Source organism: Kitasatospora indigofera (assembly GCF_014655955.1).
GTDB lineage: Bacteria > Actinomycetota > Actinomycetes > Streptomycetales > Streptomycetaceae > Kitasatospora > Kitasatospora indigofera.
In genome coordinates this window covers 22,060-45,303 of the sequence record NZ_BNBO01000020.1, presented here as the reverse complement: position 1 = coordinate 45,303, position 23,244 = coordinate 22,060, and the positions used below count along the sequence as shown (strand labels likewise).

Annotated in this window: 21 protein-coding genes; 11 read left to right on the top strand and 10 right to left on the bottom strand. The window is 75.4% G+C overall.

Annotation, left to right across the window (positions count from 1 at the left end; translation table 11 throughout):
* Window positions 1–3: 3 nt before the first annotated feature.
* From IE329_RS40725 to IE329_RS18645, 6 genes are all read right to left on the bottom strand, one after another.
* Complete coding sequence (locus IE329_RS40725) at window positions 4–1,479, bottom strand: AfsR/SARP family transcriptional regulator (protein WP_229927568.1); 1,476 nt, start codon at window positions 1,477–1,479, stop codon at window positions 4–6.
* Window positions 1,480–1,716: 237 nt separating this feature from the next.
* Window positions 1,717–2,268, bottom strand: a complete 552-nt coding sequence (locus tag IE329_RS18665) for an HAD domain-containing protein (protein ID WP_190212048.1) — start codon at window positions 2,266–2,268, stop codon at window positions 1,717–1,719.
* Window positions 2,269–2,447: 179 nt separating this feature from the next.
* Window positions 2,448–2,909, bottom strand: coding sequence for a hypothetical protein (locus IE329_RS18660; RefSeq protein ID WP_190212047.1), 462 nt, complete (start codon window positions 2,907–2,909; stop codon window positions 2,448–2,450).
* A 314-nt stretch (window positions 2,910–3,223) separates the two neighbouring features.
* A complete protein-coding gene (locus IE329_RS18655) occupies window positions 3,224–4,207 on the bottom strand; it encodes a S1C family serine protease (protein WP_229927567.1) in 984 nt (327 codons plus the stop codon).
* A 154-nt stretch (window positions 4,208–4,361) separates the two neighbouring features.
* Window positions 4,362–5,003 carry a 2'-5' RNA ligase family protein gene (locus IE329_RS18650; RefSeq protein ID WP_229927566.1) on the bottom strand — a complete coding sequence of 214 codons (642 nt, stop codon included), beginning with the start codon at window positions 5,001–5,003 and terminating at the stop codon, window positions 4,362–4,364.
* 133 nt (window positions 5,004–5,136) lie between these two features.
* The gene (locus tag IE329_RS18645) at window positions 5,137–6,096 is read right to left on the bottom strand and encodes an alpha/beta hydrolase (RefSeq protein WP_190212044.1); all 960 of its coding nucleotides are present in this window, start codon (window positions 6,094–6,096) and stop codon (window positions 5,137–5,139) included.
* Window positions 6,097–6,459: 363 nt separating this feature from the next.
* On the opposite strand from IE329_RS18645, the gene IE329_RS18640 reads away from it, so the two are divergent.
* The 5 genes from IE329_RS18640 (at window position 6,460) to IE329_RS18620 (ending at window position 11,198) form a co-directional block, all read left to right on the top strand.
* Window positions 6,460–7,308, top strand: a complete 849-nt coding sequence (locus IE329_RS18640) for a spermidine synthase (protein WP_190212115.1) — start codon at window positions 6,460–6,462, stop codon at window positions 7,306–7,308.
* Window positions 7,309–7,544: 236 nt separating this feature from the next.
* The gene (locus IE329_RS18635) at window positions 7,545–8,534 is read left to right on the top strand and encodes a class I SAM-dependent methyltransferase (protein ID WP_190212043.1); all 990 of its coding nucleotides are present in this window, start codon (window positions 7,545–7,547) and stop codon (window positions 8,532–8,534) included.
* Between the two features lie 252 nt (window positions 8,535–8,786).
* Window positions 8,787–9,533 (top strand): DedA family protein, encoded by a 747-nt coding sequence (locus IE329_RS18630; RefSeq protein WP_190212042.1) that lies wholly within the window; start codon window positions 8,787–8,789, stop codon window positions 9,531–9,533.
* Between the two features lie 73 nt (window positions 9,534–9,606).
* Window positions 9,607–10,275 (top strand): O-methyltransferase, encoded by a 669-nt coding sequence (locus IE329_RS18625; protein ID WP_190212114.1) that lies wholly within the window; start codon window positions 9,607–9,609, stop codon window positions 10,273–10,275.
* 20 nt (window positions 10,276–10,295) lie between these two features.
* A complete protein-coding gene (locus IE329_RS18620; RefSeq protein WP_190212041.1) occupies window positions 10,296–11,198 on the top strand; it encodes a Gfo/Idh/MocA family protein in 903 nt (300 codons plus the stop codon).
* Between the two features lie 130 nt (window positions 11,199–11,328).
* Here IE329_RS18620 and IE329_RS18615 read toward each other — a convergent pair whose 3' ends face one another.
* Window positions 11,329–11,559: a hypothetical protein gene (locus IE329_RS18615; RefSeq protein WP_190212040.1), complete on the bottom strand. Its 231-nt coding sequence runs from the start codon at window positions 11,557–11,559 to the stop codon at window positions 11,329–11,331.
* Between the two features lie 386 nt (window positions 11,560–11,945).
* Here IE329_RS18615 and IE329_RS18610 point away from each other — a divergent pair, with 386 nt between their 5' ends.
* From IE329_RS18610 to IE329_RS18590, 5 genes are all read left to right on the top strand, one after another.
* The gene (locus IE329_RS18610; protein WP_190212039.1) at window positions 11,946–12,974 is read left to right on the top strand and encodes a phosphotransferase family protein; all 1,029 of its coding nucleotides are present in this window, start codon (window positions 11,946–11,948) and stop codon (window positions 12,972–12,974) included.
* 1 nt (window position 12,975) lies between these two features.
* Complete coding sequence (locus tag IE329_RS18605; protein ID WP_190212038.1) at window positions 12,976–14,199, top strand: acyl-CoA dehydrogenase family protein; 1,224 nt, start codon at window positions 12,976–12,978, stop codon at window positions 14,197–14,199.
* Window positions 14,196–15,389 carry an acyl-CoA dehydrogenase family protein gene (locus IE329_RS18600; RefSeq protein WP_190212037.1) on the top strand — a complete coding sequence of 398 codons (1,194 nt, stop codon included), beginning with the start codon at window positions 14,196–14,198 and terminating at the stop codon, window positions 15,387–15,389. The genes IE329_RS18605 and IE329_RS18600 overlap by 4 nt, the downstream gene beginning before the upstream one ends.
* Window positions 15,386–16,525, top strand: a complete 1,140-nt coding sequence (locus tag IE329_RS18595; RefSeq protein WP_190212036.1) for an acyl-CoA dehydrogenase family protein — start codon at window positions 15,386–15,388, stop codon at window positions 16,523–16,525. Before IE329_RS18600 ends, IE329_RS18595 begins: the two co-directional genes overlap by 4 nt.
* 248 nt (window positions 16,526–16,773) lie before the next feature.
* On the top strand, window positions 16,774–18,213 hold the full coding sequence (locus IE329_RS18590; RefSeq protein WP_190212035.1) for an alpha/beta hydrolase family protein: 1,440 nt from the start codon (window positions 16,774–16,776) through the stop codon (window positions 18,211–18,213).
* Between the two features lie 66 nt (window positions 18,214–18,279).
* On the opposite strand, the gene IE329_RS18585 is transcribed toward IE329_RS18590, so the two are convergent.
* The 3 genes from IE329_RS18585 to IE329_RS18575 form a co-directional block, all read right to left on the bottom strand.
* A complete protein-coding gene (locus IE329_RS18585; protein WP_190212034.1) occupies window positions 18,280–19,677 on the bottom strand; it encodes a WD40 repeat domain-containing protein in 1,398 nt (465 codons plus the stop codon).
* Window positions 19,674–20,099 carry a hypothetical protein gene (locus IE329_RS18580; protein WP_190212033.1) on the bottom strand — a complete coding sequence of 142 codons (426 nt, stop codon included), beginning with the start codon at window positions 20,097–20,099 and terminating at the stop codon, window positions 19,674–19,676. The genes IE329_RS18585 and IE329_RS18580 overlap by 4 nt, the downstream gene beginning before the upstream one ends.
* A 106-nt stretch (window positions 20,100–20,205) precedes the next feature.
* Window positions 20,206–21,804 carry an APC family permease gene (locus IE329_RS18575; RefSeq protein WP_190212032.1) on the bottom strand — a complete coding sequence of 533 codons (1,599 nt, stop codon included), beginning with the start codon at window positions 21,802–21,804 and terminating at the stop codon, window positions 20,206–20,208.
* 328 nt (window positions 21,805–22,132) lie between these two features.
* Here IE329_RS18575 and IE329_RS18570 point away from each other — a divergent pair, with 328 nt between their 5' ends.
* Window positions 22,133–23,239 (top strand): substrate-binding domain-containing protein, encoded by a 1,107-nt coding sequence (locus IE329_RS18570; protein ID WP_190212031.1) that lies wholly within the window; start codon window positions 22,133–22,135, stop codon window positions 23,237–23,239.
* Window positions 23,240–23,244: the final 5 nt, after the last annotated feature.

The window sequence follows — 23,244 nt, the reverse complement described above, 5'->3', positions numbered from 1 at the left end:
GCCTCACACTTCTGTCGTACGCAGCGGAGCGGCTGGCTGCCGCGGGGACCCGGCCGGTCCGGGCGCGGCGGCGGCGCGCTGCACGGGGCGGTCGGCGGGACGGTCGGCGGGGCGGTCCGCCGGGTGGTCGGTGACCGCCGGGCGGTCCGGGCGCCGCGGGCACTCCGAACGGTCGGTGCGGTCGGTGCGGTCCGGGCGGGGCCGGTGGTCCTGGCGTTCGGTCCGGTCGGCGTGGTCCGTGCGGTCCGGACGTTCGGAGCGGTCCGGGCGGCGGTCCGGGGGAGCGGGGGAGCGGCCGTGGGTGGCCGCCCGGGTGAAGGTGCGCAGGAGTTCGTGCACCCGGTAGCGGCCGGGCGGCCATTCCTCCAGCAGTCCGGCCCGTACCAGGCTCGCCAGCACGAACTCGCCGGTCGCGGGGGCGTCCGGCCCGGGCCCGAAGCCCCGGCCGCCGGCCCCGCGCCGCTCGGGCGGGTCCGCCAGGTCCGGCAGATCCGGCAGATCCGGCAGGCCTGTCGGGCCGGGGACGCCGGCCATGTCGGGCGGGTCGGTACGGTCAGGCGCCCCGGGGTCGCCTCGGGCGGCGAGGGCGCCGGGCGGGCCGGGCCGCCTTCCCCCGACCCGGGCCGGGCCGTCCCCCGGAGTCGGGGAGCGTGCGGGCGGCCAGGGCTCGCCGGTGCGCAGGGCCGCTTCGAGGTGCCGCAGCGCGGGGCCGGGGCCGACCCCGAGCTCCGACCGCAGGTGCGCCTCGACCCGCCGGTACTCGGCGAGGGCCTCCGCGCGGCGGCCGGTGCGGTGCAGCGCCTCGATCAGCTGCTCCCAGAACCGCTCGTGCAGGGGGTGCGCGTGGGCCGCCGGCCGGAGTTCGGTCAGCGCCTCGCGACATCGGCCGAGGGCCAGTTGGATCTCGAAGACCCGCTCGGCGGTGCGCAGCCACTCCTCGGTCAGCCGGGGGACTTCGTCGAGGTGCAGCGCGTCCGAGTGGACGTTGGACAGGACGGGCAGCTGCCAGAGGGCCAGCGCCGCGCGGAGCAGGTCCAGTTCGGCGCCCGGATCGGCCTCCGCGGCGGCGGCCCGGCCGAGTAAGGAGCGGTACTCCAGCAGGTCGAGCGTGCCGGCGTCGGCGGCCATCCGGTACCCGCCGGGTACGGCCTCGATGGTGTTGCCGGAGATGCCGTACTTGCCGAACAGCCTGCGCAGCCGCAGGACGCAGGTCTGCAGGGCGGCCTTCGCGGTGGCCGGGGTCTCCTCGCCCCAGATCACCCGCTGCAGCGACTCCACCGACACGACACTGTTGGGCCGGACGAGCAGTGCGGCCAGCAGGGCGGCGGGTTTGGAGGGTTGCAGGACGACGGTCTCCCTGCTGTCCGCGATGGCCAGCAGCCCGAGGACGGTGAACCGGGCCGGTGCTCCCCGGCCGGCCGTTCTCCCGTCGGGCGCCGGGCCGTCGTCGGCCCCGGGAGTCGTCTCGCTGTCCCCCACGGTTCCCCTCCCCCACGTTGCGTGTGCGCTGCAGAGATCCGGTGCGGGCCGTGGTCGGACCGTGCCGTCGGGTGAGGAAGGCACCGACTTGACTGAACGGTGCCAACGCCCAGGTGGTCGAAAGTACGGTGTGACGATCCATCAAGTCAACGATGTGTATGGTCATTTGAGCGAACATTGAGCAAAGGGTTGCGACCGACCGGCGGACGCCCCGCCCGGCCGCGCCGGGCGGCCGGGCTACCCGCGCACCGCCGCGCCGGGGCCGGCGGCCCAGGCGGCGAGCAGCTCGAAGTCCTCGTCCCGCAGCCCCCTCGCGGGGTGGACGCGGTGCAGCAGGGCCGGGCCCGGGTGGCGGGCGGCGACGAAGGCGCGGTCGGCCTCGTCGATGTCGTCGTCGACCCAGGCGAACGGCCGCCCGGCCGCCCAGCTGACGATCTCCCAGGTCTTGGCGCACGTGCCGTCGGGGCGCCAGGCCCGGATGTCCGCGAACGGGACGTGCGGCAGCGGCGGCAGGCCGATCCGCGGGGCGATCCAGGTGTTGGCGTCGGCCTGCCAGCCGGTGGCCCACACCAGGTCGTAGCCGAGGCCGAGCAGGCGGGCGCCGTGCGAGGGGTCGAGCCGGACCTCGACCGGCCGGGCCGGGGCGCCGTCCGGGCCCGGGAGGAGCCAGCCGGGCGACATCCGGTGCGGGGCGAAGCCGGCGGGGCAGTCGTGCGGGGCCGCGTGGAACGGGTTCAGCGGGCCGTCCACGTCGAGCAGCAGGAACGGGCTGGCCGGCGGCCGGGGCATCGGGGCAACTCCTGGGGGCGTGGTGCCGCCCCCGGCGCCGCGCGGACGTACGGCCGCACCGGCCCCGGGGGTGCAGGGCCGGTGCGGTCTCCGGACGGTCACTTTTCGGACGGATCAGTCTTCGGACGTTTCGGACGTTTGAAGGGGGTGGGCGCGGGCCCGCCCCGGACGGAACTCTGTCAGACGCAGAGGACGTCGCTGCCGGGGAGGTCCTGGATGGTCGACTCGGTCAGGCTGCCGGCCTGGTACTCGTAGTAGAGGTACGTGTAGAGGTCGATCCGGCCGCCGCAGGAGGAGTCGGCGGCGACCTGGTAGGAGATCGTCACGGTGGTGCTCGCGCCGGGGGCGACCGGGGCGGTGTAGTCGACGGTGTTGCCGCTGAGGGTGAACTTCAGGCCGGGGGCCTGGGTGGTCTGCCAGGTCGGCTGGACGGACTGGTAGATGAACTGCACCGGGGTGTCGTGGACGTTGGTGAACGTCAGGGAGAGCGACACCGAGCCGCCGGGCGTCACTGTCGAGGAGCTCGCGGTGACCGACAGGGCCGGGGAGGCCGCGTGCGCCGGGGAGGCCAGGAAGGCCAGGGCGAGGAAGAGGGACAGGATCGCGGACAGGCCGAAGCGCCTGAAAGTTGTGGTGGGCATGACCATGGAGCCTAGGTGCCGATCCCGGGCCCGGGCCGGTCCTCCTGGCAGGACCGGACAGATGACGGAGCGGGCGGCCGGGAGCGGGTACGCATAGCCGGTCAGAAAAGTACGGGGGCGGAGGATTAACCCGGCCCGTCGCGGGTCCGGCCGGTCGCCTCGGTACGCCGAGCACCCCGCGCCCGCCACCACCGGCCCGTCCCCGTCCGGGCCCCTGACCTGGGCCGCGGCCGCCGAGCCCGGGTCCGGCCCCTGCCCCGCGGCCGGCGGCGCCCCCGCTGCCCCGGGCCGCGGCCGGCCGGACCGGCCGGCCGTCAGTCGTCCGCCGGCAGCTCGGCGAGGGTGGCGATCACGTCCACCAGGGCGTCGCCGCGCAGGGCGGTGAGCGCCAGCGGCCTGCCGATGGCGTCGGCCAGCATCAGCCGCTGCAGGGCCTGGGCGTCCGCGACCGGCTCCCCCTCGGCGGTCAGCAGCAGGTCGCCGGGGAGCAGTCCGGCGCGGGCTGCGGGCGCGCCCGGGACGACCTCGACGACCCGCATCCCGTCCCGCCGGCCGGTCCGGGCGCGGAGCGCCGGCGGCAGCGGCGCGGGCACGCCGGCCAGCCCCAGGTACGCGCGGCGGATGCGCCCGTCGCTGAGCAGGGTGCTGATGATCAGACGGCTGGTGACGTTGATCGGGACGGCCAGGCCCAGCCCGTTCCCGGCCACCGCCGTGGTGATCCCGACCACCTCGCCGTCGGCGGTGGCGAGCGCCCCGCCGGAGTTGCCCGGGTTCAGGGCCGCGTCGGTCTGGATCACGTCGTCGATCACCCGGGTCGCGGTGCCGGTACGGGCCGGCAGTGAGCGGCCCAGGGCGCTGACCACACCCGCGGTGACCGTGCCCGCCAGCCCGAGCGGGTTGCCGACCGCGACCACCAGCTGGCCGGCCCGCAGCGCGCCGGCCTCGCCGAGCCGCACCGGCGGCGGGGTCGCCGCGTCCGCTCGGAGCACGGCCAGGTCCGACAGCGGGTCGGTGCCGATGGTGTGGAACGGCGCGGTCGTGCCGTCGGCGAAGTCCAGCGTGCCGGCCTCGGCGTGCCCGACCACGTGGGCGTTGGTGAGCAGGAAGCCGTCCTCGGTGAACACCACGGCGGACCCGCTCCCGGAGGCGAACCACCCGCCCGGGCTCCGCCGCAGCACCCGCAGGGCCGCCACCCGCGGCGTCAGCTCGGCGGCCACCGCGGTCACGGCCCGGGAGTAGGCGTCGAGCTCCGCCCGCTCGGCCGGGGAGCGGCCGGGCTCGGGGAGTGTGCCGGACACGGCTCGGCCCTCCTCACCTGTTCCCCTGTTCCCCTGTGCTCTCATCCTCAACAACGGCCGGCCCGCCGGGCTTCCGCACCGGCCGGGGCCGGCCGGGCGGCCGCAGCTCCGGCGGCACCCGCCCGCCGCTCGTCCCGCCCGCCCCTCGTCCCGCTCAGCTCCCGTCGGGACCGGGCGCCGTCCGCCCGTCCGCCTCCGGCGCCGGCCGGAACTCGCCCGTCCCCAGCGTGACCGTGGCCCGCGCCAGCATCGGCCCGGTGTCCCGTCGCGAGAGCAGGGTCAGCTCCGCGACCCGCGCCGGCCTGCCGCCGAGGCGGGCCTCGCACTCGGCGGCGAGCCCACGGGGATCACCCGTCCGGCCGAGGGACAGGTGCGGGGTGAAGCCCGGGCCGCGGCCGGCGCAGCGCGGGAAGCGCTCCACCAGCGCCTCGTGCAAGGCGTCCCACGGCCGCCTCCCGGCCGCGGCCGGATCGAGCCAGACCGTGGCGTAGCGGCGGTGCCGGAAGCTGTGCACCCCTTGCAGTCGCACGGTGAATCCCGGCGTCCGCGCGGCCACCTCGGCCAGCAGCGGGGCCGCCCGCCGGAACTCCGGCTCGGCGACGAAGCCGAAGAGCAGGTTGACGTGCGGCGGCCAGCGGCGCACCTGCGGGTCGTGCTCCCACCGGATGTCCTGGACCGCCGGCCAGAGCTCCGGCGGCGGAATCCAGGCCAGCGCCGTCCGCGGCGTCGGCGCGAGGTCGAGCACACCCGGGACGACGGCCGCCCCGGCCTCGTCGGGACTCGGCCACGGTTCCACCCCGCCATGGTCCGCCGCGGACGGCCCGCGGCGCGACCGCCGGGCGGCCCGGAACCGGGGGTGCCGGCCCCCCCCGGGGGGACCGGCCCCGGGACCGGTCACCCGGCCCCGGGTTCGGCCGCCCGGCCCGGGGTCAGGCGCCCGGCGCCGGGAAGTACGCCTCGGTCCAGCGGTCCAGCTCGGCGAACACCTGGGCGCGCGGCTCGTCGCCCGAGAGGACCAGGTCGTGCATGCCGCCGTCGATCCGGACGGTGGTGACGTGCCGGCCCAGGCGGGGGGCGAGGGCGGCGATGTCGTCCGCCCGCAGGACGGCGTCGGTGCGCAGCAGGGCCGGGTCCCACTTGTTGGTGACGGTGGACGCGGTGGAGGCCATCAGCAGGACCGGGCAGTCGATCCGCAGCCCGCGCCGGACCTGGCGCTGCCCGCGCTGGATGGCGGCGAGCCAGCCGGCGTAGAGCGGGAAGCCCGCGGCGGGCTTCAGGGTGAGGTCGAAGTCCCAGCTGCCCCGGTGGTCCCGGTGCAGGCTGTGGACGTAGTGCGGGTTGAGCGGCGCGGGCAGTTTGCGGGTGGCCGCCAGCCGGCCGAGGGCGTCGATCGCCGGGGCCCCGATCGCGCGGATCGCCGGAGCGGTGGGCATGGCCAGGAACGGGCTGTTCAGGAAGAGCCCGTCCACCAGGCCGCGGCCCGCCCGCCGGGACGCCCAGAGCGCGGCCACCAGGCCGCCCGTGGAGTGACCGTTGACGAGCAGCCGGGTGTGGCCGTCCAGGTCGCGGACGATCCGGACGGCCTCGTCGATCTCCTCGTCGTAGGCGGCCAGGTCGCGGACGAAGTTCGGCGACTGGTGGGGCCGCAGCGAGCGCCCGTACTTGCGCAGGTCCAGGGCGTAGAAGGAGAAGCCGGCCGCGGTGAAGTGGTCGGCGAGGTTGGTCTGGAAGAAGTAGTCGGTGTAGCCGTGGAGGTAGAGCACGGCCTGCCGGGAGCCGGGCACCAGCCGCCTCACCAGGGTGGCGTGGACGGCGCCCTCCTCGTCCGCGCGCAGCGGCAGCTCGGCCGCCTCGTACGGGGCACCCAGGATGTCTTCTCGGAACTCCACGTCGGACCCACCCAGCCTCTGCTCTGACCTGCTGTCACAGGTACCACTGCTTCAGGGAGCACCAAAGATACCGGCCGGTAGCCTTTTCGGTGGCAGTGACTCGGTCCTGGGCGCCTATGCTGCGGGAATGCCCAGAACCGCCGCCACCGGGGGGACGGCCCGGGTCGCCTCCCGCCCGTCCTGTGCGTCCCACCCGTCCCGAACGTCCTGCCCGTCCCGCCCGTCCCTCCTGCCGGACCGCCGGACGGCCCCCGCCCGGCAGTGGCCGGTGGCAGCGTGAGCGGCCCCTCCGGCGGGTCCGGTCCGGCCGGCGCCGCCCCCGGCCCGCAGCCGGACGGCACGGCCGACGGGACGTCCGGCGAGATGGCCGAGCCGCTGCCCGTGCAGCGCCGGGTCGACCTCGGGGTCGCCAAGCTGATGCCGGACCTCGACCAGGACGGCGGCTGGCTGCTCACCCTCGACGACACCCCGCAGTCCTACGTCGACCTCGGCGACCCGACCCACCTCGAATTCGAGTACACCCGCCGGCTCGGCCACCTGGTCGACGCGCTCGCCCCCGCCGGGGAGCCGCTGGACGCCCTGCACCTCGGCGGCGGCGCGCTCACCGTGCCGCGCTACCTCGCCGCGACCAGGCCCGGCTCCCGCCAGCGGGTGGTCGAGGTCGACGGACCGTTGCTCGCCCTGGTCGAGGAGCGGCTGCCCTGGCAGGGCCCGGGCGTCGACATCACCACCACCGTCGCGGACGCCCGCGCGGCCCTGGCCGTCGCGCCCGCCGGCTCGGCTGACCTGGTGGTCGCGGACGTCTTCCACGGCTCGCGCACCCCCGCCCACCTGACCTCGGTGGAGTTCCTGCGTCACGCGGCCGCGGTGCTGCGCCCCGGCGGCTGTTACGCGGCCAACCTGGCCGACGGCCCGCCGCTGGCCTTCGCGCGGGCCCAGGCGGCGACCCTCCGGGCGGTGTTCCCGCACACCTGCCTGGTCGCCGAGCCCTCGGTGCTGCGCCGCCGCCGGTACGGCAACATCCTGCTGATCGGCTCGGACCGGCCGCTGCCGGTCCGGGAACTCAGCCGGCTGCTCGCCGCCGACCCCTTTCCGGCCCGCCTGTGCGACGAGGACGAGCTGACGACCCTGGTCGGCCGGGCCCGGCCCGTCCTGGACGAGCAGGCCGAAGCCTCGCCGCCGCCGCCCGCCGGGGCGTTCAGCGTCGGCTGAGCGCGGCCGGGCGGCCGGCGGCCGACGGTAGGGCGGCGGGTCCGGCCTGCTGGTCCGGGCGCGGGGCGCGGGGCGCCGGGCCCCGCCCCGAGGCCCGGCCCGCTGCCCGTACCGGCCCGCTGCCCGTACCGGCCCGCCGCCCGTACCGGCGCGTCGGGCGAGCCGGGACCCGGCCGGACGCGGCGCCGGTGCCAGAATCGGCCTGGCCCAGTCACCACCTCCCGAGGAGCGCGACCATGACCGCCCGCCGACCGGCATCGTCCGACCGCGTCCCGTCCGACCGCGGCCCGGCGGACGCAGCCCCGAACGCCACGGCCCCCGTGGACCCGGCCCCCGTCGACCCGGCGCCCAGGGAACCCGCCGGGGCGTCCGCCGGGGCATCTGCCGGGGCGTCCGCGCCGGTGGTCGCCGCCGACCTCGCGGCGGTGCCCGAGACCGCCCTGTGGACGCTCTACCACCGCGCCGTCGAGGCGGCCCGCCCCGACACCGTGCTGCCCGACCCGAAGGCCGTCGAGCTGGTCGAGCGGATCGACTACCCGTTCGCCGAGCGCTTCGGCGGGGGCGGCGGCCTCCAGTCGCAGCTCCAGGCGCTGCGGGTGGCCTGCTTCGACCGGGAGGTGGCGGACTTCCTCACCCGGCATCCGCGCGGGACGGTGGTCTGCCTCGGGGAGGGCCTGGAGACCCAGTTCTGGCGGGTGGACAACGGGCGGGCCGACTGGCTCTCGGTCGACCTGCCGGAGCTGGTCTCCCTGCGGGAGCGGCTGCTCCCGGCCGGGCCCCGGCAGCGGCTGCTCGCCTGCTCGGTGACCGACCCGCGCTGGGCGGACGAGGTCGATCCGGCCCAGGGCGTCCTGATCACCGCGCAGGGCCTGCTGATGTACCTGCGTCCCGGGGAGGTCCGCGACCTGATCGCCGGCTGCGCCGAGCGCTTCCCCGGCGGGACGCTGGTGATGGACGCCGTGCCGCGCTGGTTCAGCGCCCTCGCCGTCCAGGGCAAGCTGCGCGACCACGGCTACCAGGCGCCGCCGATGCCGTTCGGGATGGACGCCGCGGAGCGGCAGAAGCTGCGCACCGCGCACCCGGCGGTGGCCGAGGTCCGTGACGTCTACCCGTCGGGCGGCCGCGGGCTGCTGGGCGCGCTGCTGCCGGCCGGGGCCTGGCTGCCGGTGGTCTCGGCGAAGCGCCCCTCGGTGGTCGCCCTGCGGTTCGCCGACCGGCGGCCCTGACGGCAGGGGCCGACGCCCGCCCGCCCGCGTCCGTGGGCGGGCGGGTGCCCCAAGGAAGCGCCAAGGGCTGATCAAGGAACCGGAAAGCCGGCCGGAGCGTTCTCAGCAGCGGGCTCGCTTCGGGTGCGGGCGCCGGGGGATTAGGCTGCACTTTCGGGGCGCCGGCCGCCGCACCCCGGACCCGCGCCCCGAACCCGCGCAATCCTGAAACGGCGAGACCACCGTCTCGTCCTGCCACGGAGGTAACCGGCCTTGCACATCGACGCCTGGATCGAGAGCGTCCCACCGGGCTGGGTGTACGCCCTGATCGCGCTGATCATCGGCCTGGAGAGCCTGGGCATCCCGCTGCCGGGCGAGATCGCGCTGGTCTCGGCGGCCCTGCTGTCCTCGCGCGGTGTGGTCAGCCCCTGGTGGATCGCGATCTGCGCGATCCTCGGCGCCATCATCGGTGACTCGATCGGCTACTCGATCGGGCGCCGGGGCGGCAAGCCGCTGTTCGAGAAGCTCGGGCGGAGGTTCCCACGGCACTTCGGGCCTGAGCACCTGGCGAGCGCGGAACGGTCCTTCCAGAAGTGGGGCATGTGGGCGGTCTTCTTCGGCCGGTTCATCGCGCTGCTGCGGATCTTCGCGGGGCCGCTCGCCGGCGCGCTGCGGATGCCGTACTGGAAGTTCCTGATCGCCAACGTGCTCGGCGGCGTGGTCTGGGCCGGTGGCACGACCCTGCTGGTCTACCACGTCGGCAAGGTCGTCGAGCAGTGGCTGAAGGGCTTCTCCTGGGTGGGCCTGGTGCTCGCCGCGCTCGGCGGGGCCTTCTCCGCCTGGCTGCTGAAGCGCCGGGCCGCGAAGGCCAGGGCGGAGGACGAGGCGCAGGGCCTGCTGGACGCGCCGCCCGGGCCGGCCGAGCCGGCGGCAGCCGCACCCGGCACCGCCGCGGCCCCCGCCGCGACGAGCGCCGCCGCGACGACCCCCGCGACGGCCGTGGCGCCCGCCGCGGACTGACGGTCCGGAAGCCCCGGCGGGGTAGCATCGGGCGGGAATCCCGGCGGTGACGACGCAGCACGTGGAGGGCCTTGTGAGCCAGCAGCAGTGGGACGCGGTCGACGACTACTTCGCCGAGACGCTGATCGGCCACGACCCGGCGCTGGAGGCCGCGACGGCCGCCGCCGACGAGGCCGGGCTGCCGCACATCGCGGTGGCGCCGAACCAGGGCAAGCTGCTGCACCTGCTCGCCCTCACCCAGGGCGCCCGCCGGATCCTGGAGGTCGGCACGCTCGGCGGCTACAGCGCGATCTGGCTGGCCCGCGCGCTGCCCGCCGACGGCACCCTGATCACCCTGGAGATCGACCCCAAGCACGCCGGGGTGGCCCGCCAGAACCTGGAGCGGGCCGGCCTCGGCAAGGTCGCCGAGGTACGGCTGGGCCCGGCCGCGGACTCCCTCGCGGCGCTGGAGGCCGACGGCGTGGAGCCGTTCGACCTGGTCTTCATCGACGCGGACAAGCCGAGCAACCCGGAGTACTTCGCCCGGGCACTGAAGCTGACCCGGCCGGGATCGCTGATCATCGTCGACAACGTGGTGCGCGGCGGGGCCGTCGCCGACCGGGACAGCGCCGACCTGAGCGTCATCGGCACCCGCCGGCTGCACGACCTGATCGCCGCCGAGCCCCGGGTGTCGGCGACCTCCGTCCAGACGGTCGGGGCGAAGGGCTACGACGGATTCACGCTGGCCCGCGTACAGGGCTGAACCACCTGAGGAGCGAGAACGTGCGGATCGGACTGCTGGGCACCGGGCCCTGGGCGGAGCGCGTTCACGCTCCCGTGCTCGCTGAGCACCCCGGAATCGAATTCGTCGGGGTGTGGGGGAGGCGCCCGGCGGCGGCCGAGTCGCTCGCCGAGGCCCACGGCGTCCACGCCTACCCGGACGTGGACGCGCTGCTCGCCGACGTGGACGCGGTCTCGATCGCGCTGCCGCCGGGCGTCCAGCCGGACCTCGCGGTCCGCGCGGCCGAGGCGGGCTGCCACCTGCTGCTGGACAAGCCGGTCGCGCTGACCGTGCCGGACGCCCGCCGGCTCGCGGCCGCGGTCGCCCGGCACGAGGTGGCCTCGGTGGTCTTCTTCACCGTCCGCTTCGGCGGCGAACAGGGCCCCTGGCTGGAGAAGCAGGCGGCGGTCGGCGGCTGGTTCACCGGCCGCTCCGACTGGCTCGGCTCGGTCTTCGCGCCCGGCAGCAGCAGCCCGTACGCGGCCTCGCCCTGGCGGGAGGAGAAGGGCGCGCTCTGGGACGTCGGCCCGCACGCCCTGTCCGTCCTGCTGCCGGTGCTCGGGGACGCCACCCTGGTCACGGCGGCCGCCGGCCCGCGGGACACCGTCCACCTGGTGCTGCGGCACGAGGGCGGCGCCTCCAGCACCCTGGCACTGAGCCTGACCGCGCCGGTGGAGGCCGGCGGCACCGGCATGGAACTGCGCGGCAGCGCCGGCGTGGTGCACCTGCCGGAGCGCGGCGAAGGGCCGGTCCGGGCGCTGCACCGCGCGGTGGACGCGCTGCTCGACTCGGCGCGCACCGGCACGCCGCACCCCTGCGACGCCGCCTTCGGCCTGCGGGTGGTGGAGATCCTGGCCGGCGCCGAGCAGTCGCTGGCGACCGGCGGGCCGGTGGACGTCCGCTGACCTGAGGCCCGGCACGGACCCGTACCCGCGGGACGGGGGCGGCGTCCGGCCGGGCCGCCCCTGCCGTACCCCGGCCGCTCCGTACCCCGGCTGCTGCCGTACCCCGGCCGCCGGGTGCTGCGGAGCCCGGTCAGTGCCGGCCGCTCCGGGACCGGTGCACGTGGACGTACTGGGCGATCGGGTCGAACCAGTCGGTGAAGGCGAAGAGCATCGGGCCGCACGCGCCGCTGATCAGCAGGCCGATGACCGCCGCGGCGCACAGCAGTCGAACCAGTGCGAGCAGCGGACCCGGCGCGCGCCGGGGCCCGCGCCGGAAGGTCCGCCGAGGCTTCCGCCCGGCCGCTCCTGTGCGTTCCCCCATGGGGCCCCTCGGTGGCCCGCCGGAATCCGGTGGATGTACCGAGCATCCCCGCCCCGGGCCGGCCGGGCCAGTCAACGGACTGACAGTGAGGCCGAGTTGTGATGCGTCCGGGCCGGCTTGTGCCACGGTCCGGCCGGGGGTCGGACCAGGGCCCGGGGCCGACAGGGCCCGCCACGCGCCTTCCGCCGTCCCGCCACGCGCCTCCCGCTCACCCGTCGAACCCTCCCGCGCACCCGCCGCGCGGGGCCCCGCGCGCGGCGCTCAGGTGCACCGATCGGGGTGGGGGCGTTGACAGGGTGCCCTCCTCGGCTGAATGCTAAGCAAGCGCTTAGTCACCCGGTGGGGCCTCCGCCGGGCGGACCACCGAAACGCTTGGGAGCGAGCCGATGTCCGACACCCCCGCCGACCCGCCCGGTCTGGACCTGGCGCGGCTCCGCGCCCACCTGGACCGCGAGCTGCCGGGCCTGGTCCGGGGCCCGCTGCGGGCCGAGCTGATCGAAGGGGGCCGCTCGAACCTGACGTACGTGCTCTCCGACGGCGCGTCCAGCTGGGTGCTGCGCCGGCCCCCGCTCGGCCACGTCCTCGCCACCGCGCACGACATGGGCCGCGAGTACCGGGTGATGACTGCCCTGCGGGCCACCCCGGTACCCGTGCCGGACACCCATCTGCTGGTCGAGGACACCGGGGTGACCGGCTCGACCTGGTACCTGATGTCCTACGTGCCCGGTGTCGCCCACCGGGACGCCGCCGCGCTCACCGCGCTCGGCCCGGAGCGGGTCCGGGCGCTCGGCCTCGGCCTGGCCGAGACCCTGGTCCGGCTGCACGCCATCGACCCGGCCGCCGTCGGCCTCGCCGACTTCGGCCGGCCCGAGGGCTACCTGGCCCGGCAACTGCGCAGGTGGAGCACCCAGTTGGCCGCCTCGCGGAGCCGTGAGCTGCCGGGCGTGGACGAGTTGCACGCGCTGCTCGCCGAGCGGCTCCCCGACTCCCCGGCCCCCACCCTGGTGCACGGCGACTACCGGCTGGACAACGTCCTGGTGGACGGCGAGGACCGGATCACGGCCGTACTGGACTGGGAGATGTCCACCCTCGGCGACCCGCTCACCGACCTCGGCCTGCTGGTGATGTACACCGAACTCGCGGGCGCCGGCGGCGGGATCATCCCGGCCGCCGCCACCGCCCCCGGCTACCCGGCCGCCCCGGAGCTGGTCGCCCGCTACGCGGAACTCTCCGGCCGGGACGTCTCCACGCTCGGCTGGTACGTCGCCTTCGCCTCGTTCAAGCTCGCCGTGGTGGCCGAGGGCATCCACTACCGCTACCAGCAGGGCAAGACCCTCGGCGCCGGCTTCGAGCGCGCCGGCGAGATGGGCCCGATCCTGGTCGACCACGGCCTCGCGGCCCTCAAGGAGCACTGACATGGACTTCTCGTACGACGCCCGCACCCTGGAGCTGCGCGAGCGGCTGCTCGCCTTCATGGACGAGTACGTCCACCCGGCCGAAGCGGTGCTGGAGGAGCAGCTCGCCGACCCGGCGCGGGAACACTGGGACATCCCGCCGGTGGTCGCCGAGCTGCAGGCACACGCCCGCCGCCTCGGCCTGTGGAACCTCTTCCTCCCGGGGGAGGGCGGAGCCGGCCTGACCAATCTGCAGTACGCGCCGCTCGCCGAGATCACCGGCCGCAGCCCCCACCTGGCGCCGGCCGCGCTCAACTGCGCGGCACCCGACACCGGCAACATGGAGCTGCTGGCCCAGTTCGCCGACGCGGACCAGCGCAAGCAGTGGCTGGAGCCGCTGCTGAACGCCGAGATCCGCTCCGCCTTCGCGATGACCGAGCCCGAGGTGGCCTCCTCCGACGCCTCCAACATCGCCACCCGGATCGAGCGCGACGGCGACGAGTACGTGGTCAACGGCCGCAAGTGGTACATCACCGGGGCGATGAACCCGGCCTGCAAGATCTTCATCGTGATGGGCAAGACCGACCCGGCCGCCGAGCCGCACCGGCAGCAGAGCATGATCCTGGTGCCCCGCGACACCCCCGGGGTGACCGTCCGGCGCGGCATGCGGGTCTTCGGCTACGACGACGCCGACCACGGCGGGCACGCCGAGATCACCTTCGAGGACGTCCGGGTGCCGGCCGGCAACCTGATCGGCGAGGAGGGCTCCGGCTTCGCCATCGCCCAGGCCAGGCTCGGCCCCGGCCGGATCCACCACTGCATGCGGGCGATCGGGATCGCCGAGCGCGCGCTGGAGCTGATGTGCCGCCGCACCCTGGAGCGGGTCGCCTTCGGCCGTCCGCTCGCCGAACAGGGCGTGGTGCAGGACTGGATCGCCGAGTCCCGGGTGCGGATCGAGCAGGCCCGGCTGCTGGTGCTGAAGACCGCCTGGCTGATGGACACCGTCGGCAACCGGGGCGCCCACACCGAGATCCAGGCCATCAAGATCGCCACCCCGCTCACCGTGGAGTGGATCCTGGACAAGGCCGTCCAGGCGTACGGTGCGGCCGGCGTCAGCCAGGACACCCCGCTCGCCCAGCTCTGGGCCGGCAACCGCACCCTGCGGCTGGCCGACGGCCCGGACGAGGTGCACAAGCGCTCGCTGGCCCGCCGGGAGCTCAAGCGGCACCGGGAGGTCGGCCGATGACCACCGCCGACGAACTCGTCACCCGTACCGCCGGGTTGCTGGCGGCCCACGACCCGGCGACGACCGACCCGCTGGAGTTCCTGCGGGCCCGCTTCGACGCCGGCCTGGCCTGGGTGCACTTCCCGCCCGGCCTCGGCGGCCTCGGTGCGCCGCGCGCCCTGCAAGCCGTGGTCGACGCCGAACTCGCCGCCGCCGGCGCCCCCGACAACGACCCCCGCCGGATCGGCATCGGGCTCGGGATGGCCGCCCCCACCATCCTGCGCTACGGCACCGAGGAGCAGAAGCGCCGCTTCCTGCGCCCGTTGTGGACCGGCGAGGAGGTCTGGTGCCAGCTCTTCAGCGAGCCCGGCGCCGGCTCCGACCTGGCCGCGCTCGCCACCCGGGCCGTCCGCGACGGTGACGGCCCGGACGCCGGCTGGACGGTGGACGGCCAGAAGGTGTGGACCTCCAGCGCCCACCTCGCCCGCTGGGCCATCCTGCTCGCCCGGACCGACCCGGACGTCCCCAAGCACCAGGGCATCAGCTACTTCGTCTGCGACATGACCGACCCCGGCGTGGACGTCCGTCCGCTGCGCCAGCTCACCGGTGAGGCCGAGTTCAACGAGGTCTTCCTGACGGGCGTGCGGATCCCCGACGCCCATCGGCTAGGCGCGGTCGGCGAGGGCTGGCAGATCGCCCAGACCACCCTCAACAACGAGCGGGTCGCGATCGGCGGCCAGCGCACCCCGCGCGAGGGCGGCCTGATCGGCATCCTCGCCGAAACCTGGCGCCGGCACCCCGAGTTGCGCACCCACGAGCTGCACCAGCGGCTGCTCCAGGGCTGGACCGACGCCGAGGTGCTCCGGCTCATGGGAGAGCGGCTGCGCCAGCAGCTCGCGGTCGGCCAGCCGGGGCCCGAGGGCGCCGCCGCCAAGCTGGCCTTCGCCCGGCTGGCCCAGGAACTGACCGGCCTGGAGGTCGAGTTGCTCGCCGAGGACGGGCTCGGCTACGGCGACTGGACGATGTCCAGGCCGGAGCTGGTCGACTTCACCGGCCGGGACGCCGGCTACCGCTACCTGCGCGCCAAGGGCAACTCGATCGAGGGCGGCAGCTCCGAGATCCTGCGCAACATCATCGCCGAGCGCGTCCTCGGCCTGCCCGCCGAGCCCCGCTCGGACAAGGACGTGCCCTGGAAGGAGTCGGCCCGATGACCGAACTCGACCTGCTGTACTCGGAGGTGGAGGAGGACCTGCGCTCCGCCGTCCGCGCGGTGCTCGCCGACCGCTGCCCGCCGCAGGCCGTCCTCGCCCGGTGCGAGGGGCAGGAACCGCAGGACGCCGGGCTGTGGCGGACACTGGCCCGGGAACTCGGCGTGGTGGCGCTCCAGGTGCCCGAGGCGCTCGGCGGCGCCGGGGCCTCGCTGCGCGAGACCGCCGTCGTGCTGGAGGAGTTGGGCCGCACCTGCGCGCCGGTGCCGTTCCTCGGCAGCGCCGTGCTGGCCACCACCGTGCTGCTCGCGGCCGGCGACCGGGCGGCCGGCGAGTGGCCCGCGCTGTGCGCGGGGGACCGGACGGCCACGCTGGCCGTCACGCTCTCCACCGCTCCCGACGCGGCCTTCCCGCTGGGCGTCCGGGCGGACGCGGCCGGGGCTCTGACCGGTGCGGTCGGTTCGGTCGCCGACGTGCCGGCGGCCGGCCTGCTGATCGTTCCCGCCGACGGACCGGACGGGCCCGGCCTCTACGCGGTGGACGCGGCCGATGTCACGGTCACCGCGCGGGGTTCGCTCGACCTCACCCGCCCGCTCGCCGACCTCCGGCTGGAGGCCGCCCCGGGCAGGCTGTTGGTGGGCCCGGACCAGGCCGAGGCCGTGCTCTGGGAGGCCCTGCTGACCGGCGCCGGCCTGCTGGCCTCCGAGCAGCTCGGACTGGCCGAGTGGTGCCTCGCCACCACCGTGGCGTACCTGCGGGAGCGCCGGCAGTTCGGGCGGGTGGTCGGCTCGTTCCAGGCGCTCAAGCACCGGCTGGCCGATCTCTGGCTGGACGTCGCGGGCGCCCGGGCCGCCGCCCGGGCCGCGGCCGACGCGCTGGCCACCGGGAGCGCCGACGCCGCCGTCCTGGTGGCGGTCGCCGCCTCGCACTGCGGTGCGGTCGCCGTCCGTGCGGCGGAGGAGGCCGTGCAGCTGCACGGCGGGATCGGGATGACCTGGGAGCACCCCGTCCACCTCTACCTGAAGCGCGCCAAGGCGGACCAGCTGGCCCTCGGCACGCCCGGCCGCCACCGGGCCTCGCTGGCCACCCTCGCCGCGCTGCCGGTCCCCGGACAGCTGCCGCGGCTGCCGCACGTCTGACCGGCCCGCACGGCTGTCCCGCCCGTCCGAACGGTCCACCCACCCCCGTCCCGCTCCCACTGCCCGGGGGCGGGACGGGGGCAGGACGGGGGCGGGCCGACGCGTCCGATCGGCCCACCGGAGGTCATACGCCGGTATGAGAAGCGGAGTTGGCTCCGGAGTATGACGTCCGGGGCGGCGGCCCCGCCGTACCGTCGGCGGCAGCGGCCCACCGTACGGAGGCGGGCCGACGGGAGGAGCCGGGACCCATGCACGCCTCGTCGACGATCGCCGCAGCGCGGATCGCAGTACGGACCACAGCGCCGCCGCCGGCCGCGCCGCAGCCGCCGGGACGCCGCACCACCGGCCGCCGGCGCGGCCTGTCCGCGGCCCTGACGCTGGCGGCGGCGGCCACCGTGCTGGGGACGGTGGCCGGTCCGGCGGCCGCAGCGGCACCGGTACCCGCAGCGGCACCGGTACCCGCGGTGGCCGGGGCAGCGGGCGAACGGGCCACCGCGGTGCTCCCGGCCCCCACCGGACCCTTCCCGGTGGGCACCACCTCGCTCCGGCTGGCCGACCCCGGCCGGCCCGACCCCTGGCACCCGGAGCGGACCAGGGAGCTGATGATCAGCCTCTGGTACCCGGCCGCCGGGGCGCCGGGCCCGCGGGCCCCGCAGATGACGCCGTCGGCCGCCGCCCACTTCGGCACCCCGCGCGGGGCCGGCAGCTTCAACTACGGTCTGCCGCCGGGCCGCACGGACTGGTCGGCGACCCGGACGCACGCCCGCCAGGACGCCCCCGCCCTGCGGGCCGGCGGCCCGCGCCCGGTGCTGCTCCACTCGGCCGGCCTGGGCGACCCGCGCACCTGGAACACCGGCCTGGTGGAGGACCTGGCCTCGCGCGGCTACGTCGTGGTCACCGTCGACCACACCTACGAGGCCTCCGAGGTGGAGTTCCCGGGCGGGCGCCTCGCCGAGTCGGTCTTCCCCGACCTGGCCGGCCTCCAGGACCCGGCGGCGATCGACGCCGTCCTGCGCAAGGCGGTGGCGTCCCGGGTGGACGACGTCCGTCTGGTGCTGGACCGTCTCACCGCCCTACGGGCCCAGGGCGGCGAGGTTCAGGTCCGGGGCGAGGCCCGGGGCGGGGACGGCGTCCTGCCGGCCGGCCTGGCGGGCGTCCTCGACCTGGACCGGGTCGGCATGGTCGGCCATTCGGCCGGCGGCTTCACGGCGGCCCAGGCCATCCACGACGACCCGCGGATCAAGGCCGGCGTCAACCTGGACGGCACGATGGAGTTCCCGCTGCCCGACAGCACCGGCAGCACCTTCGGCAGCGCCGCCCGGGACGGCCTGGACGCGCCCTTCCTGCTGATGGGCACGGACAACCCGGACTCCGGCGGCCACCAGCAGCAGCCCTCCTGGGAGGCCTTCTGGCAGCACACCCGCGGCTGGCACGCGGACGTCACCCTGGCCGGCTCCCGGCACGGCTCCTACACCGACGCCGAGTCGCTGCTGCCCCGACTGGCCCGCCAGGGCGCCGCCCCGGCCGCCACCGTCACCGACGACATCGGGACGGTGCGCCCGGAACGCGCGGTCGCCGCGACCCGCGCCTACGTGGCCTCGTTCTTCGACCGCTGGCTGCGCGGCCGGGACGACCACCTGCTGGACGGCCCCTCGGCTCGCTTCCCCGAGATGCGTTGGGTGCCCTGACGCCCGCCGCCGGCCGGTCACCGGCCGGCCCCGTGCCCCGGCCCCGGCGCGCGCACGGGGGCACCGTCAACCGTCGTGGTCGGTCCGGTGGGTCGGGGCAGGCGCGCACGCCGTGGCCGTGGGGCGAGGGGCCGGCCGGCCGCCGGGCGAGGCGGAGGCCGTCACCAGCAGGTCGGGCGAGAAACAGGGCACCGTCCACAGGCGGGCGGTGCGGTCGGCCCCGGCGGTGGCCAGCAGCAGCCCGTCCGGGCTGAAGGCGAGGTCGCGGACGGCGCCGTCGTGCTCGGTGAGGGTGGCGAAGGTCCGGCCGGACGACAGGTTCCAGAGCCGGACGGTTCGGTCGCCGCCGGCGGTGGCGAGCGTCCGCCCGTCCCGGCCGAACGCCAGGTCGTTGATGTCACGGCTGTGGCCGGTGAGTCTGCCGTCGCCGAGCCGGCCCTGGGCGACGTCGACGAACCGGACCACCCGGCCGGCCGAGAAGGCGAGCGTGAGCCCGTCCGGACTGAACGCCGCCGAGCCGGCGTAGCCGTTCTCGTGCTGGGCGAGGCTGGTGAGGAGAACCCCGGTCGCCGTGTTCCAGAACCGGACGGAGCCGCCGTCGGCCCCGCCGTCAGGTGGTCCGCCGACGCCTGCGAGCACCGTGCCGTCGGGGCTGAAGGCGAGCGCGGTGGTGTGCGGGGCCCGTGCGAGGGTGAAGGCGGGCCGGCCGGTCGCCACCTCCCAGCCCCGGATCCGGTCGTCGCCACCGGCGGTGGCGAGCGTCCGGCCGTCCGGGCTGAAGGCCATCGCCGTAACGTTCTGCAGGAAGTTCCCGTGGGTGAGCGTGGCCGGCGTGCGCCCGGTCGCCACCTCCGTCAGCCGGACCTTGTTGCCGTCGGCCCCGGCGAGCGTCCGCCCGTCGGCGCTGAGCAGCACACCGCCGGCGGTGCCGGGCAGCGGGTCGGGCAGGGCCGGGGTGGTCCTCCGGGTGCCGGGGTCCCAGATCCGGGTGACGCCGTTTCCACCGGTGACGGTGAGGGTGCGCCCGTCGGGTGCGAAGGCCAGCGCCTCGGTGGATTCGAGGTCGTCGAGGCTCGCCAGCGAGGCCGGGACGGCGCCCTCCGGCGCCGGGTCGTCGAGGCCCGAGACGATGGCGCCGATCACCAGGAGGATGCCGAGCAGGACGAAGCCGAGGGTCCGGCCGGAGAGCTGCGCGGGCTGTCCGCCCGCGTCCTCGGCCGGCCGCTTCGCCGTCCGGTCCCGAGGGACCGCCCCGCCGTCCGGCCCGGGGCGGACGGCGGGCCGGGGCGGCAGATGGACGTGGTGCTCGTGGTGCACCGTGGCGTTGTCACCGGTCACGAACACGCCGGCGAGGTCGCGGCCGCCCACGATGCCCCGGTCGATGTCCAGGCGCTGCGGGGGAACGGGCGCCGCCGGCCGGTTCCTGGGCCGGCCGGCGCCCGCTCCCGGGGAGTGCTCCGTCACGGGGTCGGGCCGGGCGGGTTGCCGGGGCGGGTGTCGCCGGTGATCACCGTGCCGGTGATGTCACCGCCCGCGACGACCGACCTGGTGACGGTGACGCCGGGGTCCTGCGCCGGGGCGGCCTGGGCGGGAGCGGCGGCGGCCGGCCCTTCGTCGCCGGTCCGGACCCGGCCCCGGATGTTCCCGTCGGCGTTGACGGTGCGATCGATGCGGACCCGGGGCGCGCCGGTCGCGGGGGCCGCCGGTGTCCGCAGCGAGAAGAGCGAGACGACCAGGGCGGCCAGCCCCACCACGGCCCCGAGCACGGAGGCCACCCGGTCCGCCGTCTCCAGGTCCCCCACCATCGCGTAGACCACCAGGCCGACGGCCGTCAGCGCGCCGAGGATCGCACCCGCCCACGCCAATGCCCTGTACTGAGCTGTCATTCGCTCATCATCGCCGCTGCGCCGCCGAAAGAGAATAAGATCGATGTTCTTGCTGGTCGCGGCAGTTGACGGGAATTCAGACACCTGTGCGGCGCGGTGGCGGGGTTCAGGACCTCGGTGCGCTCTCCGGGTCGGCGGCGCTCACCGGCACGTCCGGGTGACGGAACCAGGAGCCCTGCACGGCCCACTGGACGAGCATCAGAACGACGCCGAGCAGCAGCGCCCCGATGCCGATCACCGTGACCCCGCCGGTCTCGCCGAACAGCGGCAGGTCGACGGTGGTGCTGCCGTAGTCCGGCTGGGCGTAGACGTCGAACGCCGCGTAGCAGAAGAAGTACAGCAGCATCAGCCCGCCGAGCAGCGGCAGTACGCCCTTGAAGATGAAGTCCTTGGCGCTGCGGGTCAGCACCCGGCGGTAGTACCAGACGCAGGCGAACCCGGTGAGCCCGTAGTAGAAGGCGATGCCGAGGCCCACCGAGGCGATCGAGTCCGCCAGCACGTTGTCGCTGATCGAGGTGAGCAGGACGTAGAAGGCGATCGAGGCGATGCCCATCCCGACCGTCGACCAGGTCGGGGTCTGGTGGCGGGCGTGCACCCGGGCGAACTGGGACGGGACGGCCTTGTGCGCGGCCATCGAGAAGGTGGTCCGGGCGGTCGGCAGGATGGTGGTCTGGGTGGAGGCCGCCGAGGAGGTCAGCACCATGAAGATCAGCAGCTTGGTCAGGAACCCGCCGAAGCCCGAATCGCCGAAGATGGCGCTGCCGAGGCTGGAGAGCACGTCCTCGGAGTTGTCCGGGTTGCCCAGTCCGATGCCCTCGGTGCCGACGCCGGCGAAGGCCTGCGAGGCCGTGGCGACCAGGGCGTAGATGGCGAGCAGCAGCACGGTGGAGATCACCGCGGCCCGCCCCGGGGTGCGGGCGCTGTCGGCCGTCTCCTCGTTGACCGAGACGGCGGTGTCCCAGCCCCAGTAGATGAACACCGCGGCGAGGATCCCGGAGGTGAGGGCGCTGGAGGAGGACACCTCGAAGGGGTTGAACCAGGAGGCCGAGACCTGGATCGCGGTCTCCGGCGGGTTGGAGCCGTAGACCTTCACCAGGGCGGTCACCGACATCAGCACCAGCATGATGATCTCGATGGTCAGCAGCCAGCGCTGCAGGGCCGCCGAGATCTCGATGCCGATGTAGCAGATCCACGTCATCACGATGATCCAGACGACCCCGGCCAGCGTGGTCCAGGTGGTGTTCTCGGCCAGCGAGTCCAGCCCGAACAGCCGGAAGCCGTAGACGCCCGCGATCTGGGCCAGGTTGGCCATCACGATGATGTCGGCGACGACGATGCCCCAGCCGCCGAGCCAGCCGGTGCGCGGGCCGAAGGCGCGCGCGGCCCAGGTGAAGGTGGTGCCGCAGTCGGGGTCGGAGGCGTTGAGCTCCTTGTAGGCGTAGGCGATCAGCAGCATCGGGACGAAGCCGAGGATGGTGATGATCGGCGCCTGCAGCCCCACACCGGCGACGATGATGCCCAGTGTGGCGGCCAGGCTGTACGCGGGAGCGGTGGAGGCGAGGCCGATCGCCACCGAGGAGACCAGGCCGAGCGCGCCGTTCTTGAGCCCCTTCTCACCGGCTCCGGAGCCGGTGACCAGCGGCGCCGCGGGCGGGGTGGGCCGGCCGGGCGGAGGCGGAGTGGGCGGACCGGGGGGAGTGGACACTGAGCCCCACCCTCTTCTCGTCAGGTGTTGGTTGGCGGCCTGCGGGACCGCGGCCGGCGATGGCGCCCGGCCGCGTCCGTGCCGGGCTCCGGCCGCGGTCTGCGGCGGGCGCGGCGCCCCGGTGGGGAGGCGTCTCACATCTTCCTCCCGCCGTCCGGAGGGTGCCAGAGGTCGCGGTCCGAACGGGCGTCGCCGGTGCCGTGCGGGGGCCGCGTCACCCGTCCGGCCCTGCCGGATGAGCACATTCGGCCGTCCTGGATAGCCGCGGGCGGCGGGCCGCCGGAGACTCGGATCCCGGGGGGTGTTCTCCACTCTGAGAGGCATTCCAGTGAAGCCAGGTCCTTCCCGCATCGTCGCCGCCGCCGCGGCCGTCACCGTCGCGCTCACCCTCGCCTCGTGCGGGAGCGCGAAGCAGTCCACCGGGTCCTCGGGTGGGGGCTCGGGCGGTGCCAGCGGGCCGATCAAGATCGGTCTGCTGCTGCCCGAGACCAAGACGACGCGATACGAGCAGTTCGACAAGCCCCTGATCGAGCAGGCGATCAAGGCCATCGCGCCGGACGCGCAGATCGACTACTACAACGCCAACCAGGACGCGACGACCCAGCAGACCCAGGTGGACACCGCCCTCACCAAGGGCAACCAGGTCCTGATCCTGGACGCGGTGGACGCCAAGTCGATCCAGTCCTCGGTGCAGAAGGCGCACGACGCGGGCGTGAAGGTGGTCGCCTACGACCGGCTGGCCCAGGGCCCCATCGACGCCTACGTCTCCTTCGACAACTTCAAGGTCGGCGTGCTGCAGGGCGAGGCGCTGGTGACGGCGGTCGGCGACAAGGCCTCGTCCGGCAAGATCATCATGATCAACGGCTCGCCGACCGACCCCAACGCGGCCGAGTTCAAGGCCGGCGCGCACAGCGCGATGGACGGCAAGCTCACCATCGGCAAGGAGTACGACACCCCGAACTGGGACCCGAACAACGCCAACCAGGAGGCCGCCGCCGCGATCACCGCGCTCGGCGCCCAGAACGTGGTCGGCGTCTACTCCGCCAACGACGGCATGGCCGCCGGTATCGCCACCGCCCTCAAGGCCGCGAACCTCTCCGTGCCGCTGACCGGGCAGGACGCCCAGCTGGACGCGGTGCAGCGGATCCTCGTCAACACCCAGACGATGTCCATCTACAAGCCGTACAAGCCGGAGGCCGACGCGGCCGCGGCCATGGCGGTGGCCCTCGCCCAGGGCAAGGGCGTGCCGACCGCCTCGGCGACGGCGACGTCCACCAGCGGCAGCGGCAACAAGGTGCCGTCCGTCCTGATCACCCCGATCGTCCTGGTCAAGGCCAACATCAAGGACACCGTGGTCAAGGACGGCCTCTACACCGTCGCGCAGATCTGCACGCCGGACTACGCCGCGGCCTGCGCGGATGCGGGTCTGTCCTGACCGGA

Bases quoted from the DNA above. Each gene is read 5' to 3' on its own strand.
- IE329_RS18665 (WP_190212048.1), bottom strand. From the start codon at position 2,268: ATGCCCCGGCCGCCGGCCAGCCCGTTCCTGCTGCTCGACGTGGACGGC.
- IE329_RS18660 (WP_190212047.1), bottom strand. From the start codon at position 2,909: ATGCCCACCACAACTTTCAGGCGCTTCGGCCTGTCCGCGATCCTGTCC.
- IE329_RS18640 (WP_190212115.1), top strand. From the start codon at position 6,460: ATGGCCGAGCCGCTGCCCGTGCAGCGCCGGGTCGACCTCGGGGTCGCC.
- IE329_RS18635 (WP_190212043.1), top strand. From the start codon at position 7,545: ATGACCGCCCGCCGACCGGCATCGTCCGACCGCGTCCCGTCCGACCGC.
- IE329_RS18615 (WP_190212040.1), bottom strand. From the start codon at position 11,559: ATGGGGGAACGCACAGGAGCGGCCGGGCGGAAGCCTCGGCGGACCTTC.
- IE329_RS18610 (WP_190212039.1), top strand. From the start codon at position 11,946: ATGTCCGACACCCCCGCCGACCCGCCCGGTCTGGACCTGGCGCGGCTC.
- IE329_RS18605 (WP_190212038.1), top strand. From the start codon at position 12,976: ATGGACTTCTCGTACGACGCCCGCACCCTGGAGCTGCGCGAGCGGCTG.
- IE329_RS18600 (WP_190212037.1), top strand. From the start codon at position 14,196: ATGACCACCGCCGACGAACTCGTCACCCGTACCGCCGGGTTGCTGGCG.
- IE329_RS18595 (WP_190212036.1), top strand. From the start codon at position 15,386: ATGACCGAACTCGACCTGCTGTACTCGGAGGTGGAGGAGGACCTGCGC.
- IE329_RS18590 (WP_190212035.1), top strand. From the start codon at position 16,774: ATGCACGCCTCGTCGACGATCGCCGCAGCGCGGATCGCAGTACGGACC.
- IE329_RS18580 (WP_190212033.1), bottom strand. From the start codon at position 20,099: ATGACAGCTCAGTACAGGGCATTGGCGTGGGCGGGTGCGATCCTCGGC.